Origin of the sequence: Streptomyces sp. NPDC007025, from assembly GCF_042869455.1 — a bacterium.
Taxonomy (GTDB): Bacteria; Actinomycetota; Actinomycetes; order Streptomycetales; family Streptomycetaceae; genus Streptomyces.
This window is the reverse complement of the sequence record NZ_JBIAFT010000005.1, coordinates 391917-417750: the sequence shown is the minus strand read 5'-3', so window position 1 is coordinate 417750 and position 25834 is coordinate 391917. Positions and strand designations below refer to the sequence as shown.

Here is a 25834-nt window from a genome sequence, read left to right as displayed (position 1 = left end):
TCACCGCCCGGGGGTATCGCGGTAGCGGCGTGCGAGCCGGTCGAATTCGCTGCGGCGTTCCTCATCGTTGTCGTGCTGCATGGTGCCCGCGTTCTGCATGATGCCGGCAAGGCGAACACAGCGGTCTGCGAGGTTTGCGGCGTACTCATTCCAAGAATTCCGCAGGGTACCGGTAATAATACTGGCGCACTCGAAGTCCCCGTCGTCTCCGTCTATACCGAATAGCATGTTGACGGCCGTTTGAATTCCGACACCGATGAGGGGGCGCTTGAGCTGATCGGTATCGTGCGCGGCTTTGCGCCAGGTCGCCCGGTCGGAAATGGTCTGTCCGTCCGAACCTGTCCCGTGCGACTGTTGCGGGAGGTGGCTCGCCAGCTGCAAACGCGCCGACCCGGAGCGGTGGGAGGATAAGTCGTTGATCGCCGAAGAGCCAGGATCGACGATTGCACGCGGGTCGGATGCTCCGACCACATCGGAGATCGCCGAACGCTCAACCACGTGTTGCCCCCGTACCCTCTCGCTGGTTGAGTGAACCTGCCGGAAAGCAAGGCACCCGTAGGACGATGAGAACCATAGTTCGGAACCTGTCCAGTCGGCGGTTCTTCGGGCTGTTTGAGCCGAAGATGAGTATGTGCAATCAGGCGCTCTGCGTCGGTGGGGAACAGTTGGCCACCGGTTTCCCGTCGGCGAGCGAGGGAGGAAGACCTGTTGACCAGGTACAGGCGGTACAGCACTGTGGCGCGGTATCGGCTTTCGTTTCCAGCAACGCTGTCGCAGGCAGACGGAAGGGGCGGAGTTCCTATCCTGCCAATGGAAATCTTCGAATGGTGGTCTGTCAGGAGCGCACGACGGGGCTCATTCGTGAGCCTCCGGGGGCCATTCGTCGAGGTAGACGCGGACCACCGACCGGTGTCCTGAACGACCCCGCACCGCCCCCTCACCAGCCCGAACGGACGTCGGGAAGAAGGTTGAGGGGGCAACTCTCCGTGGGGCCGGCCCTTCGTCGTGGAGACCGGGGTCAGCTCGGGGTCGGGAAAGCGGGCAGGGTGAGGGCCGAGTGGGTCGGTCGGCCCTCCGCGGGGGGCATGGTGTCGAGGTTGCGCAGCATGTCGTTGCGCCGGGCCAGGGCCTGGGCGGTGGTCGGGAAGAGTACGGCGTCGCCCTCGCCGACCAGGTCCTGGTTGGCGGTGACGAACTCGCGGGTGTGCTGCTCGTATGCGGCGAAGCCCGCGGTGTGGTCCTGGTCGGCCAGGGCGGCGGCGAGCATGTACGCGCCGACGAGGGCGAGGCTGGTGCCTTGTCCGGTGAGGAACGAGGGCGCGTACGCGGCGTCGCCCACCAGCGCGACTCTGCCGCTGGACCAGCGGGGCAGGCGGATCTGGCTGACCGCGTCGAAGAAGAGGTCGTCCGCGTCGTGCAGTGCGGCGAGCATGCCCGGGACCTCCCAGCCCGCGTCGGCGAACACGTCCGCGACCAGGTCGCGTTGGGCCCGCGGGTTCCGGAACGCCTCGAACGGCGGTTCCGGGTGGGCGAAGTTCAGGAAGGCGTGCACCCCGTCGCCGCCGCCCGCGGCGGAGCCGTTCCCCGCGGAGCCGCCCTCCGCAGCGCCGTCCCCGACCGCGTACAGGACCGCGGCCCGGCCCGGGGTGTTCCAGATCAGGGCCTCGCGGGAGAGCCCGAGAGGGTTGCGCATGGTGAACCCGGCGAAGCAGTAGCCGAGGTAGCGGTGGAACTGCTCCTCGGGGCCGAAGAGGAACTCGCGGGTGTGGGAGTGCAGCCCGTCGGCGCCGAAGACGAGGTCGAACATACGTGTGTCGCCGCTGCGGAAGGTGACGTCGACGCCGTGGTCGGACTGGTCGAGGGTGTCGACGGAGTCGTCGAACACGAACTCCACGTCGTCGCGGACCGCCGCGTGGAGGGCGCCGACCAAGTCCCCGCGCGGCACCTCCAGATCGCGTCCCTCGACACCGCCGGTGACGGTGTGCGGGTGGATCGCCGCCACTTCGCCGCCGTCCCCGTCGAGGAAGGCCAGCCGGCGCAGGTCGATGTGCGCGTCCCGCAGCCGCGGCAGGATTCCCATCCGCCGCACGACCTCGAGCGCGGTGCCCCGCACGTCGATCGGGTAGCCGCCGCCGCGCAGCGCGCTCGCCTTCTCGACGACCGTCACCGCGAATCCACCGCGGTTGAGCCAGTAGGCGAGGGCGGGCCCGGCGATGCTCGCGCCGGATATCAGGGCGGTGCGGCGCGATGCGGCAGCTCCCGTACGTGCGGTGCCGCTCGGCAGGTCGGTGCGGGTCATTCGGTGACTCCCTTGCTCATGGTGCGGGCGACGAGGAGGGACAGCGCCGTGACGGCGCCGGCGAGGACGAAGCCGGTGACGAAGGCCGATTCGGCCGGGACATGCGAGCCGGAGGGGGTTCCGGCGGTGAGGATCGCGCCGCAGGCCTGCATCCCCACGGCGTAGCCGAGCACGCGGGTGACCAGGACCAGGCTGGTGGCGATGCCGGTGTCGCCGTGCTCGACGGAGGTGGCGGTGCTGGTCACCATCGCCGTGACGCAGAGGCCGCTGCCGAGCGCGATCGCCGTCTTGGCGACGACGAGGTGCCAGATCTCGGTGTGGACGGCTGCCAGCACGAGCAGCGAGCCGGCCATGAGGACGATCCCGGCGGTGACCACGGCACGCGAGCCGAACCGCCGCGCCCCCATCCCGCCGAGCGGCCCGGCCACCGACGCGGCCACGGTGCCGGGCAGCAGGAAGAAGCCGATCTCGGTGGCGCCGGCCCCGAACCCGTACGCGTCGGTGGGCACGTCGAAGAGCTGCGGGACGAGGTAGAGCGCCCCCGAGGTGCCGACGCAGATCATGAACGTCAGCACACACGACTTCCACACCGCGGGCCGCGCCAGCATGCGCAGGTCGACCAGCGGTGAGGCGGCTCGGCGCTCGGCGGCGATCCATCCGGCCACGAAGGCGGCCAGCACCACGACGAGCGCCCCCAGCGCGAGTGGCTGCGAGCCGGCTTCGGGCGCCAGCTGGAGCACGAGCATGAGCGTGATCAGCGTCCCGCTCAGCAGGACCAGGCCGGGCCAGTCGATCCCCGTCCCGTCCGACCGAACCGGCGGATCCTGCGGCATCAGCCGGTTCACCAGCAGGGTCGATCCGATGACGGCGAACGTCGGCAGTGCGAACATCCAGTGCCGGGACAGCCCTTCCGCCACGGGCCCGGCCGACAGCGTCCCCGCCATCCCGCCCGCCACGAACAGCCCGCTCACCACCCCGATGGCCACCTTCGACTCGCCCTCGGGGAGGTGCGCGCGCACCAGGATGAACGACAGCGGCAGCGCGCCGACCATCGCTCCTTGCAGCAGTTGGCCGAGCAGCAGCACCGGCAGGTTCGGCGCCAGCGACGACACCATTCCTCCGACGCCGACCACCGCCATCAGCCGGACTAGGACCCGCTTCCCGCCGTACCGGTCGCCGAACGTGCCTGCGACCGGTGTGACGAGCGCGCCCGTGATGAGCAGCATGATGCCGAGTAACGCCCCTTCGGCGGGGCTCATGTCCAGCTCGCGCTGCAGGAGCGGCAGCGTCGGTGTCACCACCGACTCCAGAGCGCCGGAGGCGACTGCCAGCAGGCCGAGGGCTGCGACAGCGGGCTTGCCGATGCGGATCGGGGGAGCCGTCGTCATGGTCATGGAGATCCTTCCGTCGGTGCCGGACGCGTTGTCGGCGGCGGGATACGTCGTCGGCGGCCGGATACGTCGTCGGGGCCGCCCGGTGGGTGGTCCCGGAAGAGCGATGGCGGGGGTCGGCCGATGTGGGCGCAGCTCCGCCGGGCAGGACGGTGCACGGGGCGGTGCGGAGGAGCAGTACGCGCCGCGATCCGAGAACTACACTACACGGTGCAGTGTAGACCGCTAGGATGTGCCCATGCCGACCACGAAGACACTGCGCGAGGGGTCAGCGCAGAAGCGGGCCGCGATCCTCTCGGCGGCCCGGGAACTGTTCCTCGCCGACGGCTTCGACCGGTCCAGCGTCGACGCGGTCGCCGCACGGGCCGGGGTCTCCAAACGGACGGTCTACGACTACTTCGGCGACAAGCAGACGCTGCTGCACGCGGTCGTCGACACCGTCGGCCAGGCTCTGATCACCACGGTCCGGAGCACACTGGACGACACCCTCACCGACCGCACCGGGACGGCCGACCTCGAGGACGCCCTGGTGGCCTTCTCGATGCAGATCGCGACCGAGATGCTCGACTCGGCAGAGTACGCGACGCTGCTCCGGCTGGTCCGGACGGAGTCCGGCCACCTGCCGCACCGGGGCTACAACCCCATGGCAGACACCCCCGACGAGGCGATCGGCGAGCGGTTCGCCGCCTTGGCGGACGCCGGACTGCTGGACGTCCCCGACCCGCGGCTCGCAGCCGACCAGTTCCTCGCGCTGACCTTCGGCGTCGCACTGGACAGGCTCGGTTCGGCGAACGCGGCGGAGGACGCCCGCGTCCGACCGCTCGTCGTCGAGGGAGTGCGGACCTTCTTGCGGGCATACCGCACCAGGTAGGCATACCGCACCCGGACGGCGCCGCCCTACGGCCGCCGGGACCGCTCTTCGCGATGCCCTCCGGTGTGTTCATTCGAGTTCGGTTCGAGTTCGGCGACGTTTCCCGCTGTGCGCTCGTGTTCGCCGCGAAGATCGATCGTGATGAACCGATGAACGCGATCTTCGCGTGACGATGATGTTCACGATTTCTCCATCGACTTCTCCGGCGACGCTTGCCGATGTCCGCCGGTGTTTATCGGTGTCCGTCGATGTTCACGGAAGTTCGCCGACGTTTCGGGTTCGGCGCGCACCCACCGCCACACCGGGCGAGACGCCACGGAACTCCGACGAAAATCCGTGCGAAACCCCGTGCGGAGGGTCGGATTCCGCGCGGTTCGTGCCGATAAGCGCGCGCGTGTTCCCTCTCGTCACCCGATACTCGCCGGTTCCGGCAGCCCCGGGTGGCGCGGGAACTGCGCGCGCATCACGATCCGGAACCGATCAAGTGGTGCGGCACCGGATTCCCTCGCCAGAAAGCGCTCCGTTTTCCTAAGCTCCAGCCCCCCGGCCCGAAAGTGTGACCGCGTACGCGGTATGTACCAAAGGCGCTCCGCAGCACAGGGAGTAATACATGATCGCCCTGACCGTCCCCGTCATGATCACCTTTGGCGTCTTCTTGATCGCGATGGTCATGGTCGGTGTTGTGACGCACGAAGAAACGACCACATTCGATGATTTCACCGTCGGCAGCCGTCGGCTCACCGCACCGGTGGCGGCGCTGTCCGCCGGAGCCGCCGATATGTCCGGCTGGCTCTTCCTGGGCCTGCCGGGCGCTGTGTACATGGCCGGGATCGGCGCCACCTGGATCGCCGCAGGACTGATCGTCGGCACGTATCTCAACTGGCGTTTCGTCGCACCCCGCTTGCGGATCTACACCGAGCGGGTGGGGGCTGTGACCCTGCCGTCCTATCTGGAGGAGCGGTTCGAGGACGGGAGCAGGGTGATCCGGCTGCTGTCGGCCGTCGTCACCGTCGTGTTCTTCACCGTCTACGTCGCCAGCGGACTCGTCGCCTGCGGGCTACTGGCGGACGAAATATTCGGCGCGGGCTTCGAGTTGGGGCTCACCGTCTTCGCCGTGGTGATCGTCATCTACACCATTCTCGGCGGATTCCGGGCCCTGAGCGTCAGCCACTCCATACAGGGAACACTGATGTTCCTCACGGCGATCGCCCTCCCCGCTATCGCCCTGTGGCAACTCGGCGGCTTCGGCGCGCTGCACGACCGGCTCACCGCCGCCACCCCGGCACTGCTCGACCCACTGGCCGAGGCGTCCTTCGCCGACAAGAAGTGGACATCGGGCCACTCGCTCGGGGCCGTCGCGACGATCTCGCTGCTCGCCTGGGGCCTGGGCTACTTCGGCCAGCCCCACATCCTGACCCGCTTCATGAGCATCCGCAGTACCCGGGACATACCGCTGGCCCGCCGACTGGGCGTCATGTGGGTGGTCGTCGTCCTGACCGGCGCCTCGCTCGTCGGACTCGCCGGGATCGTCGCTCTCGACAAGCCGCTCGACAACCCGGAGACCGTCTTCATCGCCCTGTCCACCCAGCTGACGTCCCCCTGGCTCGCGGGAGTCCTGCTGGTGGCGGTGCTGGCCGCGATCAAGTCCACGGTGGACAGCCAGCTTCTGGTCTCGGCCACGTCCCTCACCGAGGACCTCTACCGGGCGTTCTTCCGACGGCGGGCCCAGATCTCGGACACGATGCTGCTGCTGATCGGACGGCTGAGCGTGGTGGCCGTGGCACTGGTGGCCTATGTGATCGCGTTGAGCGGCGGTGCCGTGCTCGACATCGTCGCCTACGCCTGGGCGGGATTCGGCGCGGCCTTCGGTCCGGTCATCCTCCTGTCGCTGTTCTGGCCGCGGATGACGGCGGCCGGTGCGAAGGCGGGCATGCTCACCGGAGCCCTGACGGTGCTGCTGTGGAAGCAGATCGACCCGCTCCTCGGGCCGCTGCAGACCGGCATCTACGAGATGGTGCCCGGCGTGCTCGCCGCCACCGCGGCGGCCCTGTTCTTCGGCACGTTCGTCGGTCGCCCACCCGCGCTCGACTGGTCGAGGGTGGCGGAGGAGCCGCTGGGCACCGAGCCGCGGCACCCCGACGAGCAGCAGGTGGCGGGGCAGGTCCCGGGTCAGCCGCAGGGCCGGGAACAGCGGCAGGGCCAAGGCGCGTGGCAGGGCCAGGGCGGATGGCAGAGCCAGGAGCAGCGTCGGCCGCAGCGCCCGCAGCAAGGGGCCTCGCATCCGGGTTCTCCTCAGCCGCCTTCGTATCCCGCATATCCCACGTCGTATCCCTCGTCCTGGCCCGCACCGCCCGCGGACGGCGGCGGCAGCCCGTACCCCGGGCCGCCCGCCGACGGCTCCGGGAGGTGACCCGGCAGCGGGGGCGGTCCCGGCCCTGACGGGCGGCCCGTGAGCGTGCCGCCGACGGCGCGCCCGGGCAGGCCCTCCGCGGCCCGGCCCCGACACGGCCGGTCAGGCGCGTTCCGTACCGAACGCCTCCGCCGGCGCGGCGGGCGTCAGGACGCGCGGGAAGGGGAGGACGACGAGGGCGACCGCAGCGGCGAACACCAGGAACGCCGCCCGCACGCCGCACCATTCGGCCAGCAGGCCCATCAGTCCGGCCCCGAGCGGCATGGCACCCCAACTGAAAAGGCGGCTCACGGCGTTGTAGCGGCCGAGCATGCTGTCGGGCACCAGGTGCTGGCCGATCGTCCGGAAGTTGACGGCCCACAGCGTGCCCCCGGCGCCTCCGGCGAACGCCGCGGCGGCGACGCCCCAGACGCTGGTGGTGAGCGCCGGTACGGCCATCGTCACGAAGGTGCCGACCGGGTCGGCGAACATCACCCGGCGGCGGCCGAGGAGCCGGTTGGCCCGAGTGACGACGAGGGCGCCGACCAGGCCGCCGATCCCCAGCGCGCTCAGGATGGCGCCGTACCCCTGCGGACTCACCCCCATGGCATCGGTGGCGAACAGCGGCATCAGCGCCAGCCAGGCGCGCCAGCAGGCGCACAGGACGGTCAGGATCAGTGCCATCGTGCGCTGCTGCTGCCAGAGATGGCGCAGCCCGTCGGCGATCTGCCGGTTGACGCTCTCGGGCCGGTCCGGCACCGGCGTCTCCCGGGCCGCGCGGAAGCGGCCGACGAACAGGAGCGCCACGAACGAGACGGCCGGATAGGACACCCAGGTCGCCCCGAGGGCGACTCCCGTGCCCGCAGCGAGCAGCAGACCGCCGACGAAGGGGCCGCAGAACTCGTTGCAGACCGCCCACGCCCTCCGGAACCCGCCGAGCCCGCCGAGCCCGCCGGAGGAGCCCGGGGGGACGGGGGGCGGGGGAGCCGGAGGGAGCCGGAGGGAGCAATTCACGCATTGCCGGGATTGCCATTCGACAATTCGCCGGAACAATAATGGCGTTTTTCTTCGGGATGTGCTTGCGCGTTGCTGTATCGTCATCCCAACCTCCCTTTGAGAGGGGGTGAGGAGAAATGGCCGGTGCGGGCTGGAAGTCTGAACCGGCGAGGACGACATTGCAGCGTTTCGCTGATCTCGCACGAGCGATCGCCGGCCTCTTCCAGGCGGTGTACTACGCCGTCCGGACAGAGCAACTGTGGTAGTTCCCCTACGAGATGATGGGCCCACCCCCGGCACGGGATGAGCCCATCGGAGGTCCTCGTCCGCGGCCCCGCTCTTCGTTCCGACAAAGGTGCGGGGTCCGCATCCTGCGGACCGTCAGCAATGACGCTGCTGGCTGCAGACTAGCATTGTTCCCGCCCTTTATTCGGTACGGATCCGGTTCCGCCTCGCGCGGAATGCCGCTGCCCGGAGAGAACCCGCCTCTTTCCCGGACCCCCTGCATACCCCGCGCCTGCATACCCCGCGACGGCGCGCAGCGCCGGACGCCTGCTGCGCGCCGCCGAACGGCAGCTCGCCGCCGCTCGCCCCCGCTTCCGCACCCCGTTCCGCGCCGGATTCGCCGGTGCTCTGCGGGGGGCTGTGTGCTGTCGTACGTTGAGAGAGGTCCGCTGGTCCCAGGGGGGAGCAGGGAGGCGCGGTGGATGCGTGCTGTCGGTGTACGGGAGCGGAACGGGCGGCCCGAGATCCTGCAGGCGAGGCGGCCCGAGCCCGGCGAGGGCGAAGTGCTGGTCCGGGTCGTTGCGGCAGGCCTGAACCCGCTGGACTGGAAGATCGCCGAGGGCATGCTGGAGAGCCTGGTCCCCTACGACTTCCCGCTCGTCATGGGGGCGGACTTCGCCGGGACCGTGGAGAGCTGCGGCCCCGAGGCGTACCGCTTCACCCCGGGTGAGCAGGTCTTCGGCCACGTGGTGAGCGAGCCGGTGGGGGGCGGGACGTACGCGGAGTACGTGGTCGTCAACGAAGCGGGCAGTATCGCGCGCGCCCCCACCAGCATCCCGCTGACCACCGCGGCGGGCGCCCCCACCGCGGGGATGACGGCACTCGGCATCATGGATTCCGCAGCGCTGCGCTCGTACGCGAGCGTGCTGATCATCGGAGCCGCGGGCGGCGTCGGCACCTTCCTCACCCAGCTCGCGGCGGCTCGCGGACTGCGCGTGGTGGCCGCCACCCACGGCCATGACCGGGCCCGGATGGGCGCCTTCGGCGCGGCGTCGGCCGTCGACGTCCGTACGACGGACCTGGCTGCGGCCGTCCGGGAGGAGTACCCCGGCGGCGTGGACGCGCTGGTCGACCTGGGGTCGACGTCGGCCGCGGAGTTCGCCCGGAACACGGCACTGGTCCGGGACGGCGGCGTGGCCGTCTCCACCCTGGACGCGGCATCGCTGGACGCCCTCCACGGGCGCCGCATCGAAGGCATCAACTACCACCTCGCGGCCTCCGCCGAGCTGCTGGAACGGCTCGGCGAGGAGATCGACAGCGGGCCGCTGACCGTGCCGATCGAGGTCGAGGTACCGCTCGACGAGGCGCCGGGGGCCGTGGCACGCAACCGCGCGGGAGGCGCGCGGGGAAAGACCGTCCTCCTCACCTGAGCCCACCTGCGCCACTCCCCGGCCCGCGCCGCGTCCGCCCACCCGCACGGCCGTCCACCCGCGCCGCCTGCGGCCGTCCGGCTCACGTCCGGGGTCCGCCGGCTCCCCCGGATCGTCTCCCTTCCCCTGCCCGTTCCCGAGACCGGAGGGAGCCGGAGGGCCGGAGGGAGGAGCCGGCGGGGGAGCGCCTGCCTGCCCGGATCTGCCCCCAGGGCCCCTGGCCAGCTGTGAGCCGACCGGAAGCCCGCCGCTGCCCTCCCCTGCGTCTCCTGCGGGCCCCGCGCCTCCCGCACAGCCTCCGACGCCCTCCTACGGCCCCGCATGCCCTCGCACAGCCCCGCGAGGCCAGCGACGGAGCAGCAGAGCGGCGAGGAGCGAACAGTGGCCCCGAGGGGCCACGAGAGGCGGCGAGGGGGAAGGCGGGAGGGAGCCGGACCGGGAAGCAGGGGGGCGGGAGAGCCCGGAAGCTCCTGCGCCTGCTGGCCGCTCACTGTTCCCGCTACACTCGCACCGCCACATCGGTGGACAGGGTGTCGATGATCGAACACCCGGGGGTCGGAATGCCCGGGGGAGGGACAGCGCGATGGCGCAGACGAAGAAGATCGCGGGTTATGTGCTTGTCGTCTTCGTGCTGTACACGATCATCACGTCCCCCGAACGCTCGGCCGGCTTGGTCCAGATAGGTTTCGAAGGCATCTCCAGTGCCGCGCAGGGCGTCGGCCGGTTCATGACCTCTCTGGTCAACTGAGCCCACGCTCCGTCCGTCGCTCCCGCGGCTCGCGAACACCGCCGGACCCCGTCACGCCCCGGCGTGTCCCGCCGCGCCCTGCCGTTTCCCGCCGCGGCGCACGGACCGCCGCTGCGGCCTGCGTCCTCCTCGGCGATGCGACCGGCGTGCGCCCCAGCGCAACTGGTAGGCAACACGGAGTCATTCGGTGCTTGCACACGGTGCACATGTCTTGTGATGCTATGACCGCTTTTTGGCTGATGAATCGTGCCCGCACCGACACCGCGGGTGATACGGCAGGGGCACGCCGAGCGAGGGCAGCATGCGACGCGGTCCACGTGATCGACCAGGACAGATCTGCACCGTAAGGGGTGGTGGCTGAGTGGACGGGACCCGTACCCCCACCCAGACTCCCTCCGGCGACGCCGAAGCGCCCCCCTCCCCCGCCGAGGCGCAGCGGGAAAGAGCCGCGCGGACCCGGGCGCTGACGCAGTCCCTCTTCGAGCAGCTCGGCCGGCACGAGCACGGCACGGCGGAGCGCGAGCGGATCCGTGCCGCCCTCATCGAGGCCAATCTGCCGCTGGTGCGGTATGTCGCTGCGCGGTTCCGCAGCAGGAACGAGCCGATGGAGGACGTGGTCCAGGTCGGCACCATCGGCCTGATCAACGCCATCGACCGGTTCGACGCGGGCCGCGGGGTGCAGTTTCCGACCTTCGCGATGCCGACGATCGTCGGCGAGATCCGGCGCTACTTCCGGGACAACGTGCGCACGGTGCACGTGCCGCGCCGGCTGCACGAGATGTGGGTCCAGGTCAGCGGCGCCACCGAGGATCTGACGACGCTGCACGGCCGGTCCCCGACCACGGCCGAGATCGCCGAGCGGCTGAAGATCAGCGAGGAGGAGGTGCTGGCCTGCATCGAGGCCGGACGGGCCTACCGGGCCACCTCGCTGGAGGCCGCGCAGGAGCGCGAGGACGGCATGCCGGGGCTGCTGGACCGGCTCGGCTACGAGGACCCCGAGCTGGACGGGGTGGAACACCGGGACCTCGTACGCCATCTGCTCGTACAACTGCCCGAGCGGGAGCAGCGGATCCTGCTGCTGCGGTACTACCGGAATCTGACGCAGTCCCAGATCAGCGCCGAGCTCGGGGTCTCCCAGATGCACGTGTCGCGGCTGCTCTCGCGCAGCTTCGCGCGGCTGCGCGCCGCGAACCGGATCGACGCGTAACCGGATCGAGCGACGTCAACTTCTGTCCCATCGCTCTCAACTGTGCAGTTTTATCGACATGAGGCTACGTCGCGTTGCCTACTTGTGACATTCTGCAAGAGCTGCGTTTGCCGCAGTGGCGTGCCCGGTATGGAGGGGGAGGTGCTTCTCTCCGAGCCGAGGGCGCCGCAGCGACCGTCCGCGACCTCAAGGGGGTGGCATGTCCGTAGAACTGGGCAGCTCCAAGGTGCTCGCCGAGAACACGTCCCCGACCCCGGGGGCACCTCCCGGGCCCGCCGAGCCCGGCAGTGTGCCACCGATGCTCGACGAAGTGGCGCCGGACGACCTCGCGGCGGAGGCGCCGGCGGAGCTCGCCGGAGCCGCCACGGCGTTGCCGGGCAGCGACACGCTCGACACCCGCACCCTGTCCCGCTCCCTCTTCCAGCGCCTCGCCGCGCTGGACAGGGCGGCGGCCGACTCCCCGGGCGCGGCCAACACCGCGGAGCGGATGTATGTACGTGACACCCTCATCGAACTGAACCTGCCGCTCGTCCGCTACGCCGCGGCCCGCTTCCGCAGCAGGAACGAGCCGATGGAGGACATCGTCCAGGTCGGCACCATCGGTCTGATCAAGGCGATCGACCGCTTCGACTGCGAACGCGGCGTGGAGTTCCCCACGTTCGCGATGCCGACGGTCGTCGGGGAGATCAAGCGCTTCTTCCGCGACACCTCGTGGTCCGTGCGGGTGCCCAGGCGCCTCCAGGAGCTGCGGCTGGCGCTGACGAAGGCGAGCGACGAGCTGTCCCAGACCCTGGACCGCTCCCCGACCGTGACCGAACTCGCGACCTGCCTCGGCGTCTCCGAGGAGGACGTGGTCGACGGGCTGGCCGTCGGCAACGCCTACACCGCCTCCTCGCTGGACTCCCCGGCGCTGGAGGAGGACGGCGGCGAGGGCTCGCTCGCGGACCGGCTGGGCTACGAGGACAGCGCGCTGGAGGGCGTCGAGTACCGGGAGTCCCTCAAGCCGCTGCTGGCCAAGCTCCCGCCGCGGGAGCGCCAGATCATCATGCTGCGCTTCTTCGCGAACATGACGCAGTCACAGATCGGCGAGGAGGTCGGCATCTCCCAGATGCATGTCTCCCGGCTGCTGACGCGCACGCTCGCACAGTTGCGCGAAGGGCTGATCGCGGAGGACTGACCGGAACGGGGGCGGAGTGGCACGGGGGACACCGGCAGGGACATCGACCGGGACACCTGCGAAGACATCGACGAACACATCGACGGACATCTCGACCGTGCCCCCGGCAGCAGGACCGCGACGCACTTCTCGCGGCACACCTGCGGGGATGTCGGGGAGGCGAGTCGCCGGAACGCGGAGAGGGGCACCAAGAGGGACCGGGGCGACGAGAAGCACCGCGGAAGGGACACCTGGAACCGCCGACAGTGGCCGCACTTCTGACAGGGCGTCAGTACCATTGACGCCCTGCGGACCCAGGGGAGCACGACACGAAGCCGTCGAGGCAGCGGGATAGCCGCCTCGGCGGCTCTCGTCCGTCTCGGGCGCGTGCCGCTTGGCATGCACATCGAGACTCGCGAGGTCCGGCTCACCGGCTGGCAGTAGCGGGATACGGGCTCGGACCGGGCACCCGAGCCTGCCGGGACCGGAGCCGGGCGGGACCGGAGTCGGGCGGGACCGCCCGAACCGCCGGTGCCGTCGGGGCGTCAGGTCCGGACCGTCGGACACATCACCCTCCGGCCCCCGGCGAAGGCGTCAGGTCGTCAGAAGGCCGCACACCACCAGTACTTCACAGAGCGCGCCGGACGGTGCCGACGCGTCAGGCGTCACACCGTCGGCACCTCACAGGGCGCCAGTCGGCGTCACGCCGTCACCCCGTCAGGGCATCCGCGCCGTCAGGGCGCCTTCGCCGTGCGGGCGTTGCGCCGCCAGTCCGTCGGTCAGCCCGCCAGGGGAAGGCGAGGTCGGTCCGTCAGGAGAAGGCGAGCCAGGCGACACCGGCGAGTACGACGAGCGCGACGACGACGCCGACGATCAGACCGATCCGGGGACCCGCGGGGGCCGGTGCGGCCGCCTGCCTGCTGCCGGGCCGGGGGCTGCCCTCGTCGACGAAGGCGCGGAACATCTGCGTGCTGCCGGCCGGGTCGTGTCCCTGTCCATCGGGACCCTGCGGCGCCTGCGGGTTGTGAGCCATGCCCCAGGACCCTAGCGAACCCTCCCCCGGATGGCACAGCCGCACCGGGGCAGACACTGTGCACTCGCTCACACCCGGCCCACCGGCGGCCATCCCGCCCTCCTCTACATCCTCTTCCGGACTTCCTGTACACAGTCGACCGCGCTCCGTACCGGAGAGTCGGTCCACTACAGCAGCTCAGCCCGTACCCCGGGGGCGCACACCGGGAGCACACACACTCTTTACCAAGCGTTTGCCTGGGTTGTCCGAAATCAATTTGCCTACAGCAACCAACCATCCTTATGGTTGCCCTAAGCAACAAGTATCTGAGGTGCAGATGGCCGAACGCAGTCAGTACGAGGAGCTGGCCCGGCAGATCAGCGCCATCGGCGCCGTCAAACGAGAGATGGCGCGCGGCCTCCCCCCGGAGTGCCCACCCGCCTCGGCGGCCGTCCTGGCGCTCCTGGACAAGCACGGGGAGATGCGCACCAGCAGACTGGCCGAGCTGATGGCGATCGACATGTCGGTCACCAGCAGACACGTCACCCACGTCGCCGACCGCGGCTGGATCGAGCGCCGCCCCGATCCGCAGGACGGCAGGTCCCGACTGCTGCGGATCAACGAGAGCGGCGAACGGTTCCTCGCGGACCTCACCACGCATCTCGTCGAGGCGTTCGCCTGCCACCTGCAGGACTGGAGCGACGAGGACGTCGCCCGGCTCAACACCCTGCTCAGCCGGCTCCGTACCAGCTTCGGGGACTGCCGCGCCCGCGGCGGGACGCCCCACGAGACAACACCGACCGCACCACCGAGTTAGAAGGACGCCGAATGGCAACAACCCGATCCCAGCCGCCGGCTGGGGGGTCCCGCGACGCCGCGCCGGGAGCCGGCGGTGGGGCCCGGCACGCGGCGCACGCCGCGTCGTCCGGCCGCATCCAGACCGCCGGGGCCGAGTCGGCCGCGGCGGCGGGCACCACCGCGACGGCAGCCGAGCGCACGGCACCGATGACGCACCGGCAGATCATGGAGGCGCTCTCCGGGCTGCTGCTCGGTATGTTCGTCGCCATCCTGTCGTCGACGATCGTCTCCACCGCACTGCCCAGGATCATCTCTGATCTGAACGGCAGCCAGAGCTCCTACACCTGGGTCGTGACCGCGTCGCTGCTGGCGATGACCGCGTCGACCCCGCTCTGGGGCAAGCTCGCCGACCTCACCAGCAAGAAGCTGCTGGTGCAGATAGCCCTGATCGTCTTCGTGCTGGCCTCGGCCGGAGCCGGCCTGTCGCAGAACCCGGGGACGCTGATCTCCTTCCGGGTCGCGCAGGGCATCGGCATGGGCGGGCTCTCGGCCCTCGCCCAGATCATCATGGCCGCGATGATCTCCCCCCGGGAGCGCGGCCGCTACAGCGGCTACCTCGGCGCCACCTTCGCGATCGCCACCGTCGGCGGCCCGCTGCTCGGCGGCGTGATCACCGACACGAGCTGGCTCGGCTGGCGCTGGTGCTTCTACGTCGGCGTCCCGTTCGCCGTCATCGCGCTGATCGTCCTGCAGAAGACCCTGCACCTGCCCGTCGTCAAGCGGCCGGGCGTCAAGGTGGACTGGGCGGGCGCGTTCTTCATCGCCGCCGCCGCCTGCACCCTGCTGCTGTGGGTCACCTTCGCCGGGGACAAGTACGACTGGCTGTCCTGGCAGACCTACACGATGGTCGGCGGATCGATCGTGCTGGGCCTGATCTTCGTACTCGTCGAGTCGAAGGCCAAGGAGCCCATCATCCCGCTGCGGCTGTTCCGCAACAGCACCATCACGCTGGCCGCGGTCGCCTCGCTCTTCGTCGGTATCGCGATGTTCGGCGCGACGGTCTTCCTCAGCCAGTACTTCCAGCTCGCCCGGGGGAAGTCCCCCACGATGGCCGGCGTCATGACGATCCCGATGATCGGCGGACTGTTCGTCTCCACCACCATCTCCGGGCAGGTCATCACCCGGACGGGCAAGTGGAAGAAGTTCCTGGTCTCCGGCGGCGTGCTGATGGCGGCGGGCATGGGCCTGCTGGGCACGCTGCGGTACGACACCGAGTACTGGCACATGGCGATCTTCATGGCGCTGCTCGGCCTCGGCGTCGGCATGATGATGCAGAACCTGGTGCTCGCCACCCAGAACCAGGTGGCGGCGAACGACCTCGGGGCCGCCAGCTCCACGGTCAACTTCTTCCGTTCCCTGGGCGGCGCGGTCGGCGTCTCCGCACTCGGAGCGGTGCTCTCCAACCGGATCACCCACTACATCGAGGACGGCTTCGCCAAGCTCGGCATCAACCCGGGCGGCGCCACCGGCGGTGGCGGCAGCGCCCTGCCGGACCTGGACGAACTGCCCCCGCCGGTCCGTAGCGTCGTCGAGAGCGCCTACGGGCACGGCATCGGTGACATCTACCTGTACGCCGCGCCGGTCGCACTGCTGGCGCTGGTGTGCGTGCTGTTCATCCGGGAGGTCCCGCTGCGGACCACGTCCGCGAACCAGGCGAGCGCGGACGAGGACGCCGCCGCGGCGGCGGAACACCCCGCCGACGCGGTCGCGGACCCCATCCGGGCGGTCGAGGCCCCCGTTCCGGCCGCGGCGGTGGCCGGGGCGGCCCGCGGAGACGCACCGTCCGACCCTGCCGTGCCGCAGGACTCCGCGGCAGCCGCCCCCGCCTGGGCACCCGCGGGCGCCGCAGCGGGGGGCGACTCCCAGCAGCTCAGGGAGTACGCGGCCATGGCCACAGCACAGCCCCCGGCACCGATGCCGACCAGCGGCTACGGCGTCTACGGCACCGTCCGCAACGCGGAGGGCATCGGCGTCGCCCGTGCGGCCGTCACCCTGATCTCGCTCAGCGGGCGGCAGCTCGGCCGCTCCGTCGCCCACGCGGACGGCTCCTACGGACTGGACGCGCCCGGAGCCGGCTCCTACGTGCTGATCGCGGCCGCCGACGGCCACCAGCCGCAGGCGTCCACGGTCGTGGTCGGCGAGGAACCGCTCAGCCACGACCTGCTGCTCTCGGGCACCAGCGGCCTCTCGGGCCAGGTCCGCGGCCGGGCCGACGGCGCCCCCGTACAGGGCGCGATGGTCGTCGTCACGGATGTCCGCGGCGAGGTGCTCGCCACCGGAGTCACCGGCGAGACGGGCGAGTACCGGTTCGACGAACTGGTCACCGGCAGCTTCACGGTCGCCGTGAACGCACCCGGCCACCGGCCCACCGCGCTCCCGGTCGAGGTGCAGGGCCAGGGCACCACCCGGCTGGACGTCGACCTGGCCGCGGGCGCCCGGGTGACCGGCACCGTCCGCGCCGGGAGCACGCGCAGGCCGCTGCCCGACGCGCGGGTCACGCTCGTCGACGCGGCCGGCAACGTCATCGCCACGTCCACCACCGGTGAGGACGGCGCCTACGCCTTCTCCGACCTGGACGCGGGCGACTACTCGGTCATCGCCGGCGGCTACCCGCCCCAGGCGAACGCCCTGCATCTGACCGGGCCCGGAGTGGACGCATACGACATCGAGTTGCACCACCCGGACGAATGACCCCCCGGTCCTGGCGGCGCGTGAGACGAGCGGAGCACGCGCCGCCGGGTCCGGTTCGGGGAAGGGCCCCGGCGGCCCGGATCAGCGCGCTGCGCGAGCGCGGGCAAGGGACGGCCCGCCGCCGGGACGCCGGGGCCCGTCATCCATGAGGCTGTTGAGGCCGTGAGGCTGCGCGGCCATCAGGCCATCAGGCCACGGTCCGTCTTCGCCCGAGGGGCCGTGGTGAACGACACCGGGGAACCGGCGTGTACGTCGCCGGGGCCCGCCGTCGCAGGTGAGAGAGAGCTGGGAGAAAGATGACAGGCGGGGCAGACGGAACGGACCCGGGTGCGGCCGACGGCGTCACCGGCAACGGGGCCGACGGCGGTACCGGAGCCCGGGCCGGGACCGATTCCGCAGCGGTGGCCGAGACCGGGGCCGGGGCCGCGAGTGGCGGGGTACGGGCCCGGGTGCGCACCCGGGACGGATGGGCGGTGCAGCACGCGGTGCTCACCGTCACCGACATGACGGGGGCCCAGGTGCTGCGCGTCGAGGCCGACGAACACGGCGTCGTACGCAGCGGGCAGCCGCTGCCGCAGGGCGCGTACACGGTCATCGCCACAGCCGTGGGCTACGCGCCCGCCGCCTCCACGGCGATGGTCACCGCCTCCGGGCGCGCGGACCTGGGGGCGGTGGTACTGGCCAGGCAGGGCGGCGTCGAGCTGCCGCCACCGGGGCCGTGGACCATCGACCCGATGCACTCCACCGTGGCCGCGAGCGCCCAACACCTGGGGATGACCAGCGTGCACGGCCGCTTCACCGAATTCGGCGGCCGCATCGAGATCGCACAGGACGCGGAGAAGTCGTCCGTCGAAGCCGTCATCAAGGCGGAGTCCATCGACACCGGCAACGCCATGCGCGACCAGCACCTGCGCTCGGGCGACTTCCTCGACGTCGAGAACCACCCGGACCTCACCTACCGGAGCACCGGCATCGACACGGCCGGACCGGACCGGTGGACGGTGCACGGCCGTCTCGAGATGCACGGCGTCGTGCGCGAGGTGGACCTGGACCTCAGCTACCTGGGCAGCGGCCCCGACCCCTGGGGCGGCCTGCGCGCCGCCTTCCGCGCCACGGCCGAACTGCGGCGCTCGGACTTCGCGATGAACTACAACCAGGTCGTCGCCGCCGGGATCGCCGCTGTCGGAACCACCCTGAAGGTGGACCTGGACATCCAGGCGGTACAGGGGGAATCGCTGCCGTTCTGAGACCGGTTGCCCGGCCTCGGGAGGCGCCGAGGGCGGTCCCCCGGCGCTCGGCGCCCACTCCTGCGGTTCAGCGGTCCTCGGGAGCCGGAGGCTGGGGCGGAATCACGGGCGCGACCCGGTCCTGCGGGGCCGGGCCGCGCCCGTACCGCGCCATGGCCTCGATACCCGCGATCACGCAGCCCAGCGCGACGCCGAAATCCCGCTGCTCCACCGGGCGTACGGCCTCTCCGCGCAGGCCCGCTCCGCACTCCGCGTACTCGGGGCGCGCACCGACCGTCGAGCGCAGCGCGTCGACGCAGTCCTGCGAGCTGACGCCCGCCTCACTGCACCGGCGCTGCCAACTGGCATCCACCGCGGCGTGCCCGTAGACGAACGAGAACAGCGCCGCCAGCGCCCCGTCGGCCTGCTGCTCGGACAACCCGGAGCGCAGCAGCACGCGCCGCACCCCCAGTTGGAAGGACATCGCGCTCGGCCCGACGTTCAGGAAGCTGCCCAGCGTCCCCGACGCCCACGGGTGACGGTGCAGCAGCCCGCGCAGCGCGTAGGCCGACTGCCGCAGCTGCTCGCGCCAGTCCGCCCCGGCAGCATCCGCGTCCGGCACCTCCAGTTCCCCCTCGACGGCGTCCAGCGCCAGTTCGAGCAGGTCGTCCTTGCGGTCCACGTACCAGTACACGGACATCGCGGTGACGCCCAGACGGGCCGCCAGGCGGCGCATGGAGAACTTCGCCAGCCCCTCGGTGTCCAGCAGCCGTACGGCAGCCGCCGTGATCTTCTCCCGGTCCAGCCCCTCGGCCTGGCCGCTCCCGGTGGCTCTGCGGCGGTTCTCCGTCCGCTCCTCCAACCACACGCTGGTCCTGCGCATCCGGCTCGTGCGGCTGCCGTCGCTCATGGCACGCGCTCCTTGGGGGCCGGCCCCACGGGCCGGTCGGAAGACGGAACGGGGCGGCAACGGCCGAGAACAGCACGGACCGTCACCCCTCGATGTTAATCCGTATCCGACCCTTCATCCGCCTTCGGCGACCGGTACGCCGGTATGACGGACTCGCCGGGTTTGAAGACATAGCCCGCCCCCCGCCGCGTGTGGATCAGTGGCTGCCCGCCCGTGTCGATCTTCCGTCGCACGTACGAGATGTAGATCTCGACCAGGTTGACCCGGCGGCTCACGTCGTAGTTCCACACCCGGTCGAGGATCTGCGCCTTGCTGAGCACTCTGCCCGGGTTGCGCATCAGGAAGCGCAGCAACTCGAACTCCGTCGCGGTCAGCCGGATCCACGCCCCGCCACGCCGTGCCCTGCGCTTCTCCTCGTCCAGCGCCAGATCCCCGACGACCAGCATCCGCGCCGCCTCCCGCCGGGCCGGGTGCCGCTGCGGAGGGTTCCGCTGCTGCGGGGCTGCCTGCTCCCGCGGGGGTGCGTGCGTACGCGGGGCGGTTCGCTGCCGCGGGATGCCGGGCTCCCGCAGGGCACGTCGCTCCCGCGGGGCACGCCCGGCCTCCGGTGGCGCCCCCTCGGAGCACCCGGCTCCCTCCGCCCGCGCCTGCTTCCTCGTCCCGGCCCGCTGCGGTGCCGGTGGCTGCACCGGCACCGGCACCGCACTCGCTCCACTCCGCATCATGGGTTCACCTTCGGGCGCGGGAGTGAGAGGGAGCTTGCCGCCGCATGTGAATTGCCTGAGAAACACTCGGGCCCGGCCCCTCAGCCGGCCGGCCGGGGAGGGCAGAAGTGAGTGTCGTACCACGGCCCTACATTCCTCCTATGAAGCCCGAGATCCTGGAGAAACTGGACCGGTTCCGGCAGGAGGCGTTCGCGCGCGATGTGCCGCCCGCCGACGTGGAGCGGTGGCTGGCGACCGCGCGTCCGTGCGCGACGCTGTCACCGCACGTGGACGGCCCGGTCGTGGGCCGCTTCGGCGGTCCGCTGACGCTTCCCGTCGGCGCCCCCGGTCCGGAGCACCTGGACGAGTTGCACCTCATCGCGTCCCTGGATCTCGCCGCGCTCCCCACGGACGCGACGCGCCTCCCGCTGCCGCACGAGGGCCGGCTCCTGCTGTGCGCCCATCCCGACGCGCTGGACACACACGGCACGGCGATACACCTCCCCGCCGACACACCCGTGGAGGAACGTCACGTGGAACGCGACCACAGCGCGAGCGACGTGTTCGCCGAACTGGACGCGCAGTTGCTCCGCATGGGAGAGCTGCGGCTGCGCCACGACATCTCCCTGCCGGACCACGACTCGCTCGTCGACCCCGCCGAACATCCATACGCCGGAGAACTGCGCGAGGCATGGCGCCAGGTGCGGGGCGCGGATCTGCACCTCACCAAGTGGTCGCAGATACAGCTCGACGGCTACGCCATGGACGCGTACGGCGAACTGGACCCCGTCCAGGCCGCAGCCCGTGCCGCGGCAGCGGACCACCCAGCGCATGTCGACGTCGCGCGGCCGGAGGACTGGGTGCTCCGGGCCCAATGGCAGCCGGACATCGACGACTGGGAGAGCGCGGTGGTCCACTGGTCCATCGCCAGGCAGGACGTGGCGGCCCGCCGCTTCGACCGGACGGACGTCTCCATGTTCTTCGCCCCCTGACCGCCCCCTGACCGGCCGCCCACCGCGCTTGCCGCATACGTCTGCCATACGACGCCAGAGGGTCCCCCTCGCCCGCCCAGCCGGAGCCGCGGCGCACCCAGCCGACGCACGCCCGCCCGCGCCCCGCAACTGCCCGCACCGCGGGACGCCCTGCCCACGGGCCGGAGCACGCCCCAGGGCCCAGGCTTCACGCTGCTCATCCCCGTGCCTGAAGTTCCGCCCACACGACCTTCCCCCACCGCCGCTCGTCCGCGCCCCAGCCGACCGCGAGCTCCTCCACGAGCGCGAGCCCCCGCCCGTCTTCGTCCCCCTCGCCCACCGCGCGTGCCACGGGCCGCGCCCGGGAGAAGTCCGCAACGGCAACCCGCACCGTCCGCAGGCCGGTCCGCTCCACCACCACACGGATCGACTCACGCCGAGCATGCTGCACGGGCCACCAGCTCGGAGACGACCAAGGCGGCGTCGTCGGCCACAGCCTCCAGTGCCCATGCGGTGCAGGCGGCTCGGACCAGGCGCCGGGCTCTGGCGGCGCTCTCGGGCTCGCGCGGCAGGGTCTCGCTGTAGCCGGGGTGCCCGGTCGGTCGGGATGTGGTGGTCGCGGTCATCTGGACCCCTCGTCGATGGGCGGGAGGTGAGGCCCACCCCGACGGGAACGGGCCACGCCAGCGGCCGCACGGTCCCTCCGGTAGCGGCCTGCACCCAGTGAACGACGGGCTGTGACAGCACGTGAGGAAACATCGGGCTGCCGTACAGCGTGATCGACCGGAAATTTCGCGCCCGCTCCAGCCCGGCCATCCTGCTGTCTCGCTACCTTGAAGCCGTGGAGGCGAACAAACACCTGGCGGACGCCCTCGATGAAGCGGGTTTCACACAGGTCGAGTTGGCAGAAGCCGTGAACGACTACCTTCGGTCCCTCGGCCGGGAAGGCACCGTGAGCGACCGCACGGTGCGCCACTGGCTGACCGGGAAGACTCGCTGGCCGCACCCCCGACAGCGCGAAGCCTTGGAAGCCGCTTTCGGCCGTAGCGCCGAGGACCTCGGGTTCCGGCTCCCATCAGGTCGACGAAGCTCTACCAGGACGGAGGACCCTGTGCACCGCAGGAACTTCCTCACCGCGGCCACCGGCACGACCGCCGCCGCCGTGCCCTTTGTGGCCGCCCGGCCACACTCGGTCGGCACCACCGACGTGATCCGGCTGCGCAACGGCCTGGACACCCTGACGGCCCTGGACGCCGCCAAAGGCGGGCACGAAGCACTGGAGCGGGCCGCGCTCGCCGGTGCCGCCGAGGCGCTGGAGTTGCAGAAGCGGGCCGCCTCGCAGCGCATCCGGCAGCGCCTCTTCAGCGTGGGAGCGAACTACACCGCGTCGGCGGCATGGTCGGCCGTGGACGCCCGCCGGAGCGCCCGTGCCCTCAGTCACCTGAACCGGGCGCTCTACCTGGCGGGCATGGCGAAGGATCCCGTAGCGGAACTGCGCGTATGGAACTCACACGCCATGCTCGCCCTGCATCGCGGAGAGTTCTCACAGGCTGTGGACGCAGGACAGGCCGCACAGGCAACCGCCGTGACACGCCGGGACCCGCTGTTCGCCTCGCTCGCGCAGGCCCGTACAGCCATCGGGCATTCCAGCGCCGGGGACCGGCGGGGCGCCCTGCGCTCCCTCGGGTACGCGCAAGAGGCGCTGACGAAGGCGTCCTCGGAGGAAGCCCGGCCGTCATGGGTGGCCTTCTACGGGCCGGCCGAGCTGCTTGCCATCACCGCTATCGTCCGAGACGAAACCGGGGACCCGGCGGGCGCAGAGGCAGCCTCGCACTGTGCCCTCTCAGCCATCCCGCAGCACTACCGTCGGAACCGCGCGCTGACCACCCTCCAGCTCGCTACGGCTCAGCTTCATCAACGCGATGTGGACCAGGCGTGCGGCACCGCCGACCAGGTGTTCGTCCTGATGGACGGCACCACCCTCCCCGGCCGGATGCGCTCCTACCTCGGAGGCTTCTACCGCGACTTGACCACCCTCGCACCGGGCTCCAGTACCGCGCGGGAGTGGAAGGACCGCTACCGATCAGAATGGAGCCAGGCTCGATGACCTCAGCTCTGGAGCTGCGACACTACGGCCACGACGACCTCTCGGAGATCCGGCAGACGTTGATCGACGTACACGCGGACGTCCACGCCGAGCGGATGGCTGACGACGAGTTCCGGCAGAAGTTCCCCTGGTTCGTCGATCACTGGGGCAGCAATCCGGGCTTCGCGTGCGTGATCGCCTACGACGGGGACGAGCCCGCGGGCTTCACCTACGGCGCCCCCGGTCCGGAAGGCCGCGAGTGGTGGAGGGAGCACCTGGACCCGGCACCGGAGATGCCGCGCACCTTCCACTTCTCCGAACTGATGGTGCGTGAGCCATGGAGGAAGACAGGCACCGCCGAGCAACTGCACCGGGCGCTCATGGACGCCCGCGACGAGGCATTGGCCGCGCTGCTGGTCGACGTGACACATCCGAAGGTGGAAGCGCTCTACACGTCGTGGGGGTACCGAAAGGTGGGGGAGGACCAGCCGTTCCCCGACTCTCCCGTGTACGCGGTGATGATCGCGAACCTACCGCTGGACTGACCCCTTGAGGCGTTTCCCATGCGGCGAGACGGTCTGCGGTCCGTCGTCGGGGTACCAGGGCCTCCGAGGTCCGCACCGCGACGTTCACCGCTGGAGCAGCGGGCGGGATCACGCCCCACCCGCCACGCGGTACGGCCACCGACAGCTGACCCGCTCGCCGCACTTCGCTGCCGCATGACACACGAAAGAGCCCCACTCCGATGATCCAGAGCGGGGCTCTCGCTTGCTGCGCGCTCGGCAGGATTCGAACCTGCAACCTTCTGATCCGTAGTCAGATGCTCTATCCGTTAAGCTACGAGCGCTTGTCGTCCGGCGGTTTTCTTGCCGGTCGGCGTTGCGGGAACAACATTACATGACCTGCGGTCCCAGGCGAAATCCATTACCCGCAGCCCGACTGACCTGCGAAAATGCACCCACGAAGGGGCTTCGGGTGCGGACCGGTCCCTTGTCGTCCCAGTCGCCCGGCAGGGGCTCGGAGGCGTGAAGGTGGCGGGGAGACTGCCCCGGAACGAGTGAAGCCCCGGACGGGGCCGGGGCTTCGGTGATCTTGAGGTCCGTATGCGAGCACGGACCCGTAGACCTCAAGCGGAGGCTGAGGGATTTGAACCCTCGATCAGGGGGTTACCCCGAAACCGCATTAGCAGTGCGGCGCCATAGACCAGACTAGGCGAAGCCTCCAGACACACTCCGAGCGCCCGCAGGCGCGACAAAGTGTGTGCTGATGATGGCACAACCCTGGGGGCTGTCTCCAATCGGCTCCCACCGTACTCGGTCCGCGGACCCCTGGGCAAAGCACTTCGGCGGCCGGCGGGGAGGGGAGGCGCGGCCGGCCTCCGCGACGCTCGCCGCAACACGCCCCGGCCGCGCGCCCCGGCCGAGCGGCTCCGGGCCCTGCGGCGGGGGCACCCGCGCCGGCGGTGCGCCCATCCGGGGCGCGTCCCGGGCTCGGACGGGGCCGGACGGGTCCGTCCGCGCAACGGCGAGCCGGAAGCGGCGTTGAACACGGCGGGGGCGTACTCGCGGCGCCCCCGTCCCCTCGCCCTCGCGGAGTCGCCCCGTCCGGCCGGGCGGGAGCGCTCCCGACCTCTGGAGCCAGCCATGCCGCGCCGCACCGCCCCCGTACTCCTCCGCATCCGCCCTCTTCTCACCCTCACCGCGGTCACCTCGGCGACGGCCGGACTGCTCGCCCTCCTCGGGGCGCCCGAGGCATCCGCTGCGGGTCGGGCAGCCGCCCCCGCGACCGCTCCCGGCGAAGCCGCGGCAACTGTGTCTCCCGCGGACCGGCGCCCGGCCGCCGATCTGACCTTCACCGTGACCCGCAGCGGGCGGGCCGCGCGGGACGGGTCGTACACCCTGCGCTGCCACCCGGCGGGCGGCGAGCACCCCGCGCCGGGCCGGGCCTGTGCCGCGCTGGACCGGGCGGCTTCGGAGGGCAGGGACCCGTTCGCGCCCGTACCGGGGGACGCGGTCTGCACGATGATCTACGGCGGCCCCGCGCAGGCCCACGTGACGGGCACCTGGCGCGGGCGGAAGGTCGACGCCCGGTTCAGCCGGACCAACGGCTGCGAGGTGGCGCGGTGGAACCGCCTCGTTCCGGCACTGCCCCGGACCTCCTTCTGATCCTCCCCGGACCTCCTTCTGGTCCTCCCCGGGCCCCCTCCGGATCTCCTCCGGGCGCGGACAAAACCCCTCCACCCGGACGCCAAGCGGAACGACTAGCTCCGCAGCGTCCGGAGGAAGCGTCCGGCGGAGCCGCGTCCGCGCCCCGCCCGAGCCCCGGACAGTGGCCACGACGCAGCCGCGGACAGCGGCCGGAAGTCACCCCTGGCCGGCGACCGGAAGCCGCCTTGGCGGAGGTGCCCGGCAGAGGCCCCGGCGGGGGACCGGAAGGGTGGTCCGGCGGCGCTCGGCGTACTCGCCTCCGTGCGCCGCCCGTTGGGCACAGAGCGCTCCGAGGGCTGCCGCCCGGGCCCCCGTACCAGGTGACCTCTCTCGCATCCGGCGCCGCGCCCGAAAGGGTGGCCCGTAGACTCCCCCTAGTGACACGCCCGGGGTGAACGGCAGACTGGCAGCCGTGACCTGACCGGACCAACTGGGAAGAAACGGGCGGAAGGTCACG

20 protein-coding genes, 2 tRNA genes and 1 pseudogene are annotated in these 25834 nt (G+C 71.1%); 13 read left to right on the top strand and 10 right to left on the bottom strand.

Features of this window, described 5'->3' with window-relative positions; translation table 11 throughout:
• The 3 genes from ACFYMO_RS12895 to ACFYMO_RS12885 all read right to left on the bottom strand — a co-directional run bounded on the left by ACFYMO_RS12895 (window position 1) and on the right by ACFYMO_RS12885 (window position 3693).
• Complete coding sequence (locus ACFYMO_RS12895; RefSeq protein WP_366773285.1) at window positions 1-498, bottom strand: hypothetical protein; 498 nt, start codon at window positions 496-498, stop codon at window positions 1-3.
• Between the two features lie 520 nt (window positions 499-1018).
• Entirely contained in the window at window positions 1019-2299 is a 1281-nt protein-coding gene (locus ACFYMO_RS12890) for an FAD-dependent oxidoreductase (protein ID WP_388546074.1), read from the bottom strand.
• On the bottom strand, window positions 2296-3693 hold the full coding sequence (locus ACFYMO_RS12885; RefSeq protein ID WP_388546071.1) for an MFS transporter: 1398 nt from the start codon (window positions 3691-3693) through the stop codon (window positions 2296-2298). Before ACFYMO_RS12885 ends, ACFYMO_RS12890 begins: the two co-directional genes overlap by 4 nt.
• Window positions 3694-3928: 235 nt before the next feature.
• Between ACFYMO_RS12885 and ACFYMO_RS12880 the strand changes: the two genes are divergently transcribed.
• Both ACFYMO_RS12880 and putP read left to right on the top strand, forming a co-directional pair.
• Entirely contained in the window at window positions 3929-4561 is a 633-nt protein-coding gene (locus tag ACFYMO_RS12880) for a TetR/AcrR family transcriptional regulator (protein WP_366773288.1), read from the top strand.
• 610 nt (window positions 4562-5171) lie between these two features.
• A complete protein-coding gene (gene putP / locus ACFYMO_RS12875; protein ID WP_366773289.1) occupies window positions 5172-6971 on the top strand; it encodes a sodium/proline symporter PutP in 1800 nt (599 codons plus the stop codon).
• A gap of 102 nt (window positions 6972-7073) precedes the next feature.
• On the opposite strand, the gene ACFYMO_RS12870 is transcribed toward putP, so the two are convergent.
• Window positions 7074-7964 carry an MFS transporter gene (locus ACFYMO_RS12870; protein ID WP_388546067.1) on the bottom strand — a complete coding sequence of 297 codons (891 nt, stop codon included), beginning with the start codon at window positions 7962-7964 and terminating at the stop codon, window positions 7074-7076.
• Between the two features lie 689 nt (window positions 7965-8653).
• On the opposite strand from ACFYMO_RS12870, the gene ACFYMO_RS12865 reads away from it, so the two are divergent.
• The 4 genes from ACFYMO_RS12865 to ACFYMO_RS12850 all read left to right on the top strand — a co-directional run bounded on the left by ACFYMO_RS12865 (window position 8654) and on the right by ACFYMO_RS12850 (window position 12733).
• Window positions 8654-9601, top strand: coding sequence for an NADP-dependent oxidoreductase (locus ACFYMO_RS12865; RefSeq protein WP_366773290.1), 948 nt, complete (start codon window positions 8654-8656; stop codon window positions 9599-9601).
• A 583-nt stretch (window positions 9602-10184) separates the two neighbouring features.
• Window positions 10185-10349, top strand: a complete 165-nt coding sequence (locus ACFYMO_RS12860) for a hypothetical protein (RefSeq protein ID WP_366773291.1) — start codon at window positions 10185-10187, stop codon at window positions 10347-10349.
• 361 nt (window positions 10350-10710) lie between these two features.
• A complete protein-coding gene (locus ACFYMO_RS12855; protein ID WP_366773292.1) occupies window positions 10711-11556 on the top strand; it encodes an RNA polymerase sigma factor SigF in 846 nt (281 codons plus the stop codon).
• Window positions 11557-11755: 199 nt separating this feature from the next.
• On the top strand, window positions 11756-12733 hold the full coding sequence (locus ACFYMO_RS12850; RefSeq protein ID WP_366773293.1) for an RNA polymerase sigma factor SigF: 978 nt from the start codon (window positions 11756-11758) through the stop codon (window positions 12731-12733).
• Between the two features lie 790 nt (window positions 12734-13523).
• On the opposite strand, the gene ACFYMO_RS12845 is transcribed toward ACFYMO_RS12850, so the two are convergent.
• A complete protein-coding gene (locus ACFYMO_RS12845) occupies window positions 13524-13745 on the bottom strand; it encodes a hypothetical protein (protein ID WP_366773294.1) in 222 nt (73 codons plus the stop codon).
• Between the two features lie 316 nt (window positions 13746-14061).
• On the opposite strand from ACFYMO_RS12845, the gene ACFYMO_RS12840 reads away from it, so the two are divergent.
• The 3 genes from ACFYMO_RS12840 to ACFYMO_RS12830 all read left to right on the top strand — a co-directional run bounded on the left by ACFYMO_RS12840 (window position 14062) and on the right by ACFYMO_RS12830 (window position 18520).
• On the top strand, window positions 14062-14541 hold the full coding sequence (locus ACFYMO_RS12840; protein ID WP_366773295.1) for a MarR family transcriptional regulator: 480 nt from the start codon (window positions 14062-14064) through the stop codon (window positions 14539-14541).
• Window positions 14542-14552: 11 nt separating this feature from the next.
• Window positions 14553-17273, top strand: a complete 2721-nt coding sequence (locus ACFYMO_RS12835; RefSeq protein WP_388546061.1) for an MFS transporter — start codon at window positions 14553-14555, stop codon at window positions 17271-17273.
• A 296-nt stretch (window positions 17274-17569) separates the two neighbouring features.
• Entirely contained in the window at window positions 17570-18520 is a 951-nt protein-coding gene (locus ACFYMO_RS12830; RefSeq protein ID WP_366773296.1) for a YceI family protein, read from the top strand.
• 67 nt (window positions 18521-18587) lie between these two features.
• On the opposite strand, the gene ACFYMO_RS12825 is transcribed toward ACFYMO_RS12830, so the two are convergent.
• Window positions 18588-19409, bottom strand: coding sequence for a TetR/AcrR family transcriptional regulator C-terminal domain-containing protein (locus ACFYMO_RS12825; RefSeq protein WP_366773297.1), 822 nt, complete (start codon window positions 19407-19409; stop codon window positions 18588-18590).
• Between the two features lie 95 nt (window positions 19410-19504).
• A complete protein-coding gene (locus ACFYMO_RS12820; protein WP_388546057.1) occupies window positions 19505-20134 on the bottom strand; it encodes a winged helix-turn-helix domain-containing protein in 630 nt (209 codons plus the stop codon).
• A 140-nt stretch (window positions 20135-20274) separates the two neighbouring features.
• Here ACFYMO_RS12820 and ACFYMO_RS12815 point away from each other — a divergent pair, with 140 nt between their 5' ends.
• Window positions 20275-21105, top strand: coding sequence for a DUF1963 domain-containing protein (locus tag ACFYMO_RS12815; RefSeq protein ID WP_388546055.1), 831 nt, complete (start codon window positions 20275-20277; stop codon window positions 21103-21105).
• A 196-nt stretch (window positions 21106-21301) separates the two neighbouring features.
• Here ACFYMO_RS12815 and ACFYMO_RS12810 read toward each other — a convergent pair.
• Window positions 21302-21710: pseudogene (locus ACFYMO_RS12810) on the bottom strand (ATP-binding protein).
• 215 nt (window positions 21711-21925) lie between these two features.
• On the opposite strand from ACFYMO_RS12810, the gene ACFYMO_RS12805 reads away from it, so the two are divergent.
• On the top strand, window positions 21926-23191 hold the full coding sequence (locus ACFYMO_RS12805; protein ID WP_388546197.1) for an XRE family transcriptional regulator: 1266 nt from the start codon (window positions 21926-21928) through the stop codon (window positions 23189-23191).
• Window positions 23188-23715 carry a GNAT family N-acetyltransferase gene (locus tag ACFYMO_RS12800; RefSeq protein ID WP_366773299.1) on the top strand — a complete coding sequence of 176 codons (528 nt, stop codon included), beginning with the start codon at window positions 23188-23190 and terminating at the stop codon, window positions 23713-23715. The genes ACFYMO_RS12805 and ACFYMO_RS12800 overlap by 4 nt, the downstream gene beginning before the upstream one ends.
• A 229-nt stretch (window positions 23716-23944) precedes the next feature.
• Here the strand turns inward: ACFYMO_RS12800 and ACFYMO_RS12795 are convergent.
• Window positions 23945-24017 (bottom strand) — tRNA-Arg (locus tag ACFYMO_RS12795).
• 284 nt (window positions 24018-24301) lie between these two features.
• Window positions 24302-24393: transfer RNA gene (locus ACFYMO_RS12790), tRNA-Ser, on the bottom strand.
• A 420-nt stretch (window positions 24394-24813) separates the two neighbouring features.
• Between ACFYMO_RS12790 and ACFYMO_RS12785 the strand changes: the two genes are divergently transcribed.
• Window positions 24814-25335: an SSI family serine proteinase inhibitor gene (locus tag ACFYMO_RS12785; protein ID WP_027760002.1), complete on the top strand. Its 522-nt coding sequence runs from the start codon at window positions 24814-24816 to the stop codon at window positions 25333-25335.
• The last annotated feature ends 499 nt before the right edge of the window (window positions 25336-25834 follow it).

Coding starts and splice junctions, on each gene's coding strand:
- putP (WP_366773289.1), top strand. CDS start 5,172: ATGATCGCCCTGACCGTCCCCGTCATGATCACCTTTGGCGTCTTCTTG.
- ACFYMO_RS12800 (WP_366773299.1), top strand. CDS start 23,188: ATGACCTCAGCTCTGGAGCTGCGACACTACGGCCACGACGACCTCTCG.
- ACFYMO_RS12850 (WP_366773293.1), top strand. CDS start 11,756: ATGTCCGTAGAACTGGGCAGCTCCAAGGTGCTCGCCGAGAACACGTCC.
- ACFYMO_RS12880 (WP_366773288.1), top strand. CDS start 3,929: ATGCCGACCACGAAGACACTGCGCGAGGGGTCAGCGCAGAAGCGGGCC.
- ACFYMO_RS12845 (WP_366773294.1), bottom strand. CDS start 13,745: ATGGCTCACAACCCGCAGGCGCCGCAGGGTCCCGATGGACAGGGACAC.
- ACFYMO_RS12825 (WP_366773297.1), bottom strand. CDS start 19,409: ATGAGCGACGGCAGCCGCACGAGCCGGATGCGCAGGACCAGCGTGTGG.
- ACFYMO_RS12885 (WP_388546071.1), bottom strand. CDS start 3,693: ATGACCATGACGACGGCTCCCCCGATCCGCATCGGCAAGCCCGCTGTC.
- ACFYMO_RS12830 (WP_366773296.1), top strand. CDS start 17,570: ATGACAGGCGGGGCAGACGGAACGGACCCGGGTGCGGCCGACGGCGTC.
- ACFYMO_RS12815 (WP_388546055.1), top strand. CDS start 20,275: ATGAAGCCCGAGATCCTGGAGAAACTGGACCGGTTCCGGCAGGAGGCG.
- ACFYMO_RS12820 (WP_388546057.1), bottom strand. CDS start 20,134: ATGATGCGGAGTGGAGCGAGTGCGGTGCCGGTGCCGGTGCAGCCACCG.
- ACFYMO_RS12840 (WP_366773295.1), top strand. CDS start 14,062: ATGGCCGAACGCAGTCAGTACGAGGAGCTGGCCCGGCAGATCAGCGCC.
- ACFYMO_RS12890 (WP_388546074.1), bottom strand. CDS start 2,299: ATGACCCGCACCGACCTGCCGAGCGGCACCGCACGTACGGGAGCTGCC.
- ACFYMO_RS12835 (WP_388546061.1), top strand. CDS start 14,553: ATGGCAACAACCCGATCCCAGCCGCCGGCTGGGGGGTCCCGCGACGCC.
- ACFYMO_RS12785 (WP_027760002.1), top strand. CDS start 24,814: ATGCCGCGCCGCACCGCCCCCGTACTCCTCCGCATCCGCCCTCTTCTC.
- ACFYMO_RS12860 (WP_366773291.1), top strand. CDS start 10,185: ATGGCGCAGACGAAGAAGATCGCGGGTTATGTGCTTGTCGTCTTCGTG.
- ACFYMO_RS12865 (WP_366773290.1), top strand. CDS start 8,654: ATGCGTGCTGTCGGTGTACGGGAGCGGAACGGGCGGCCCGAGATCCTG.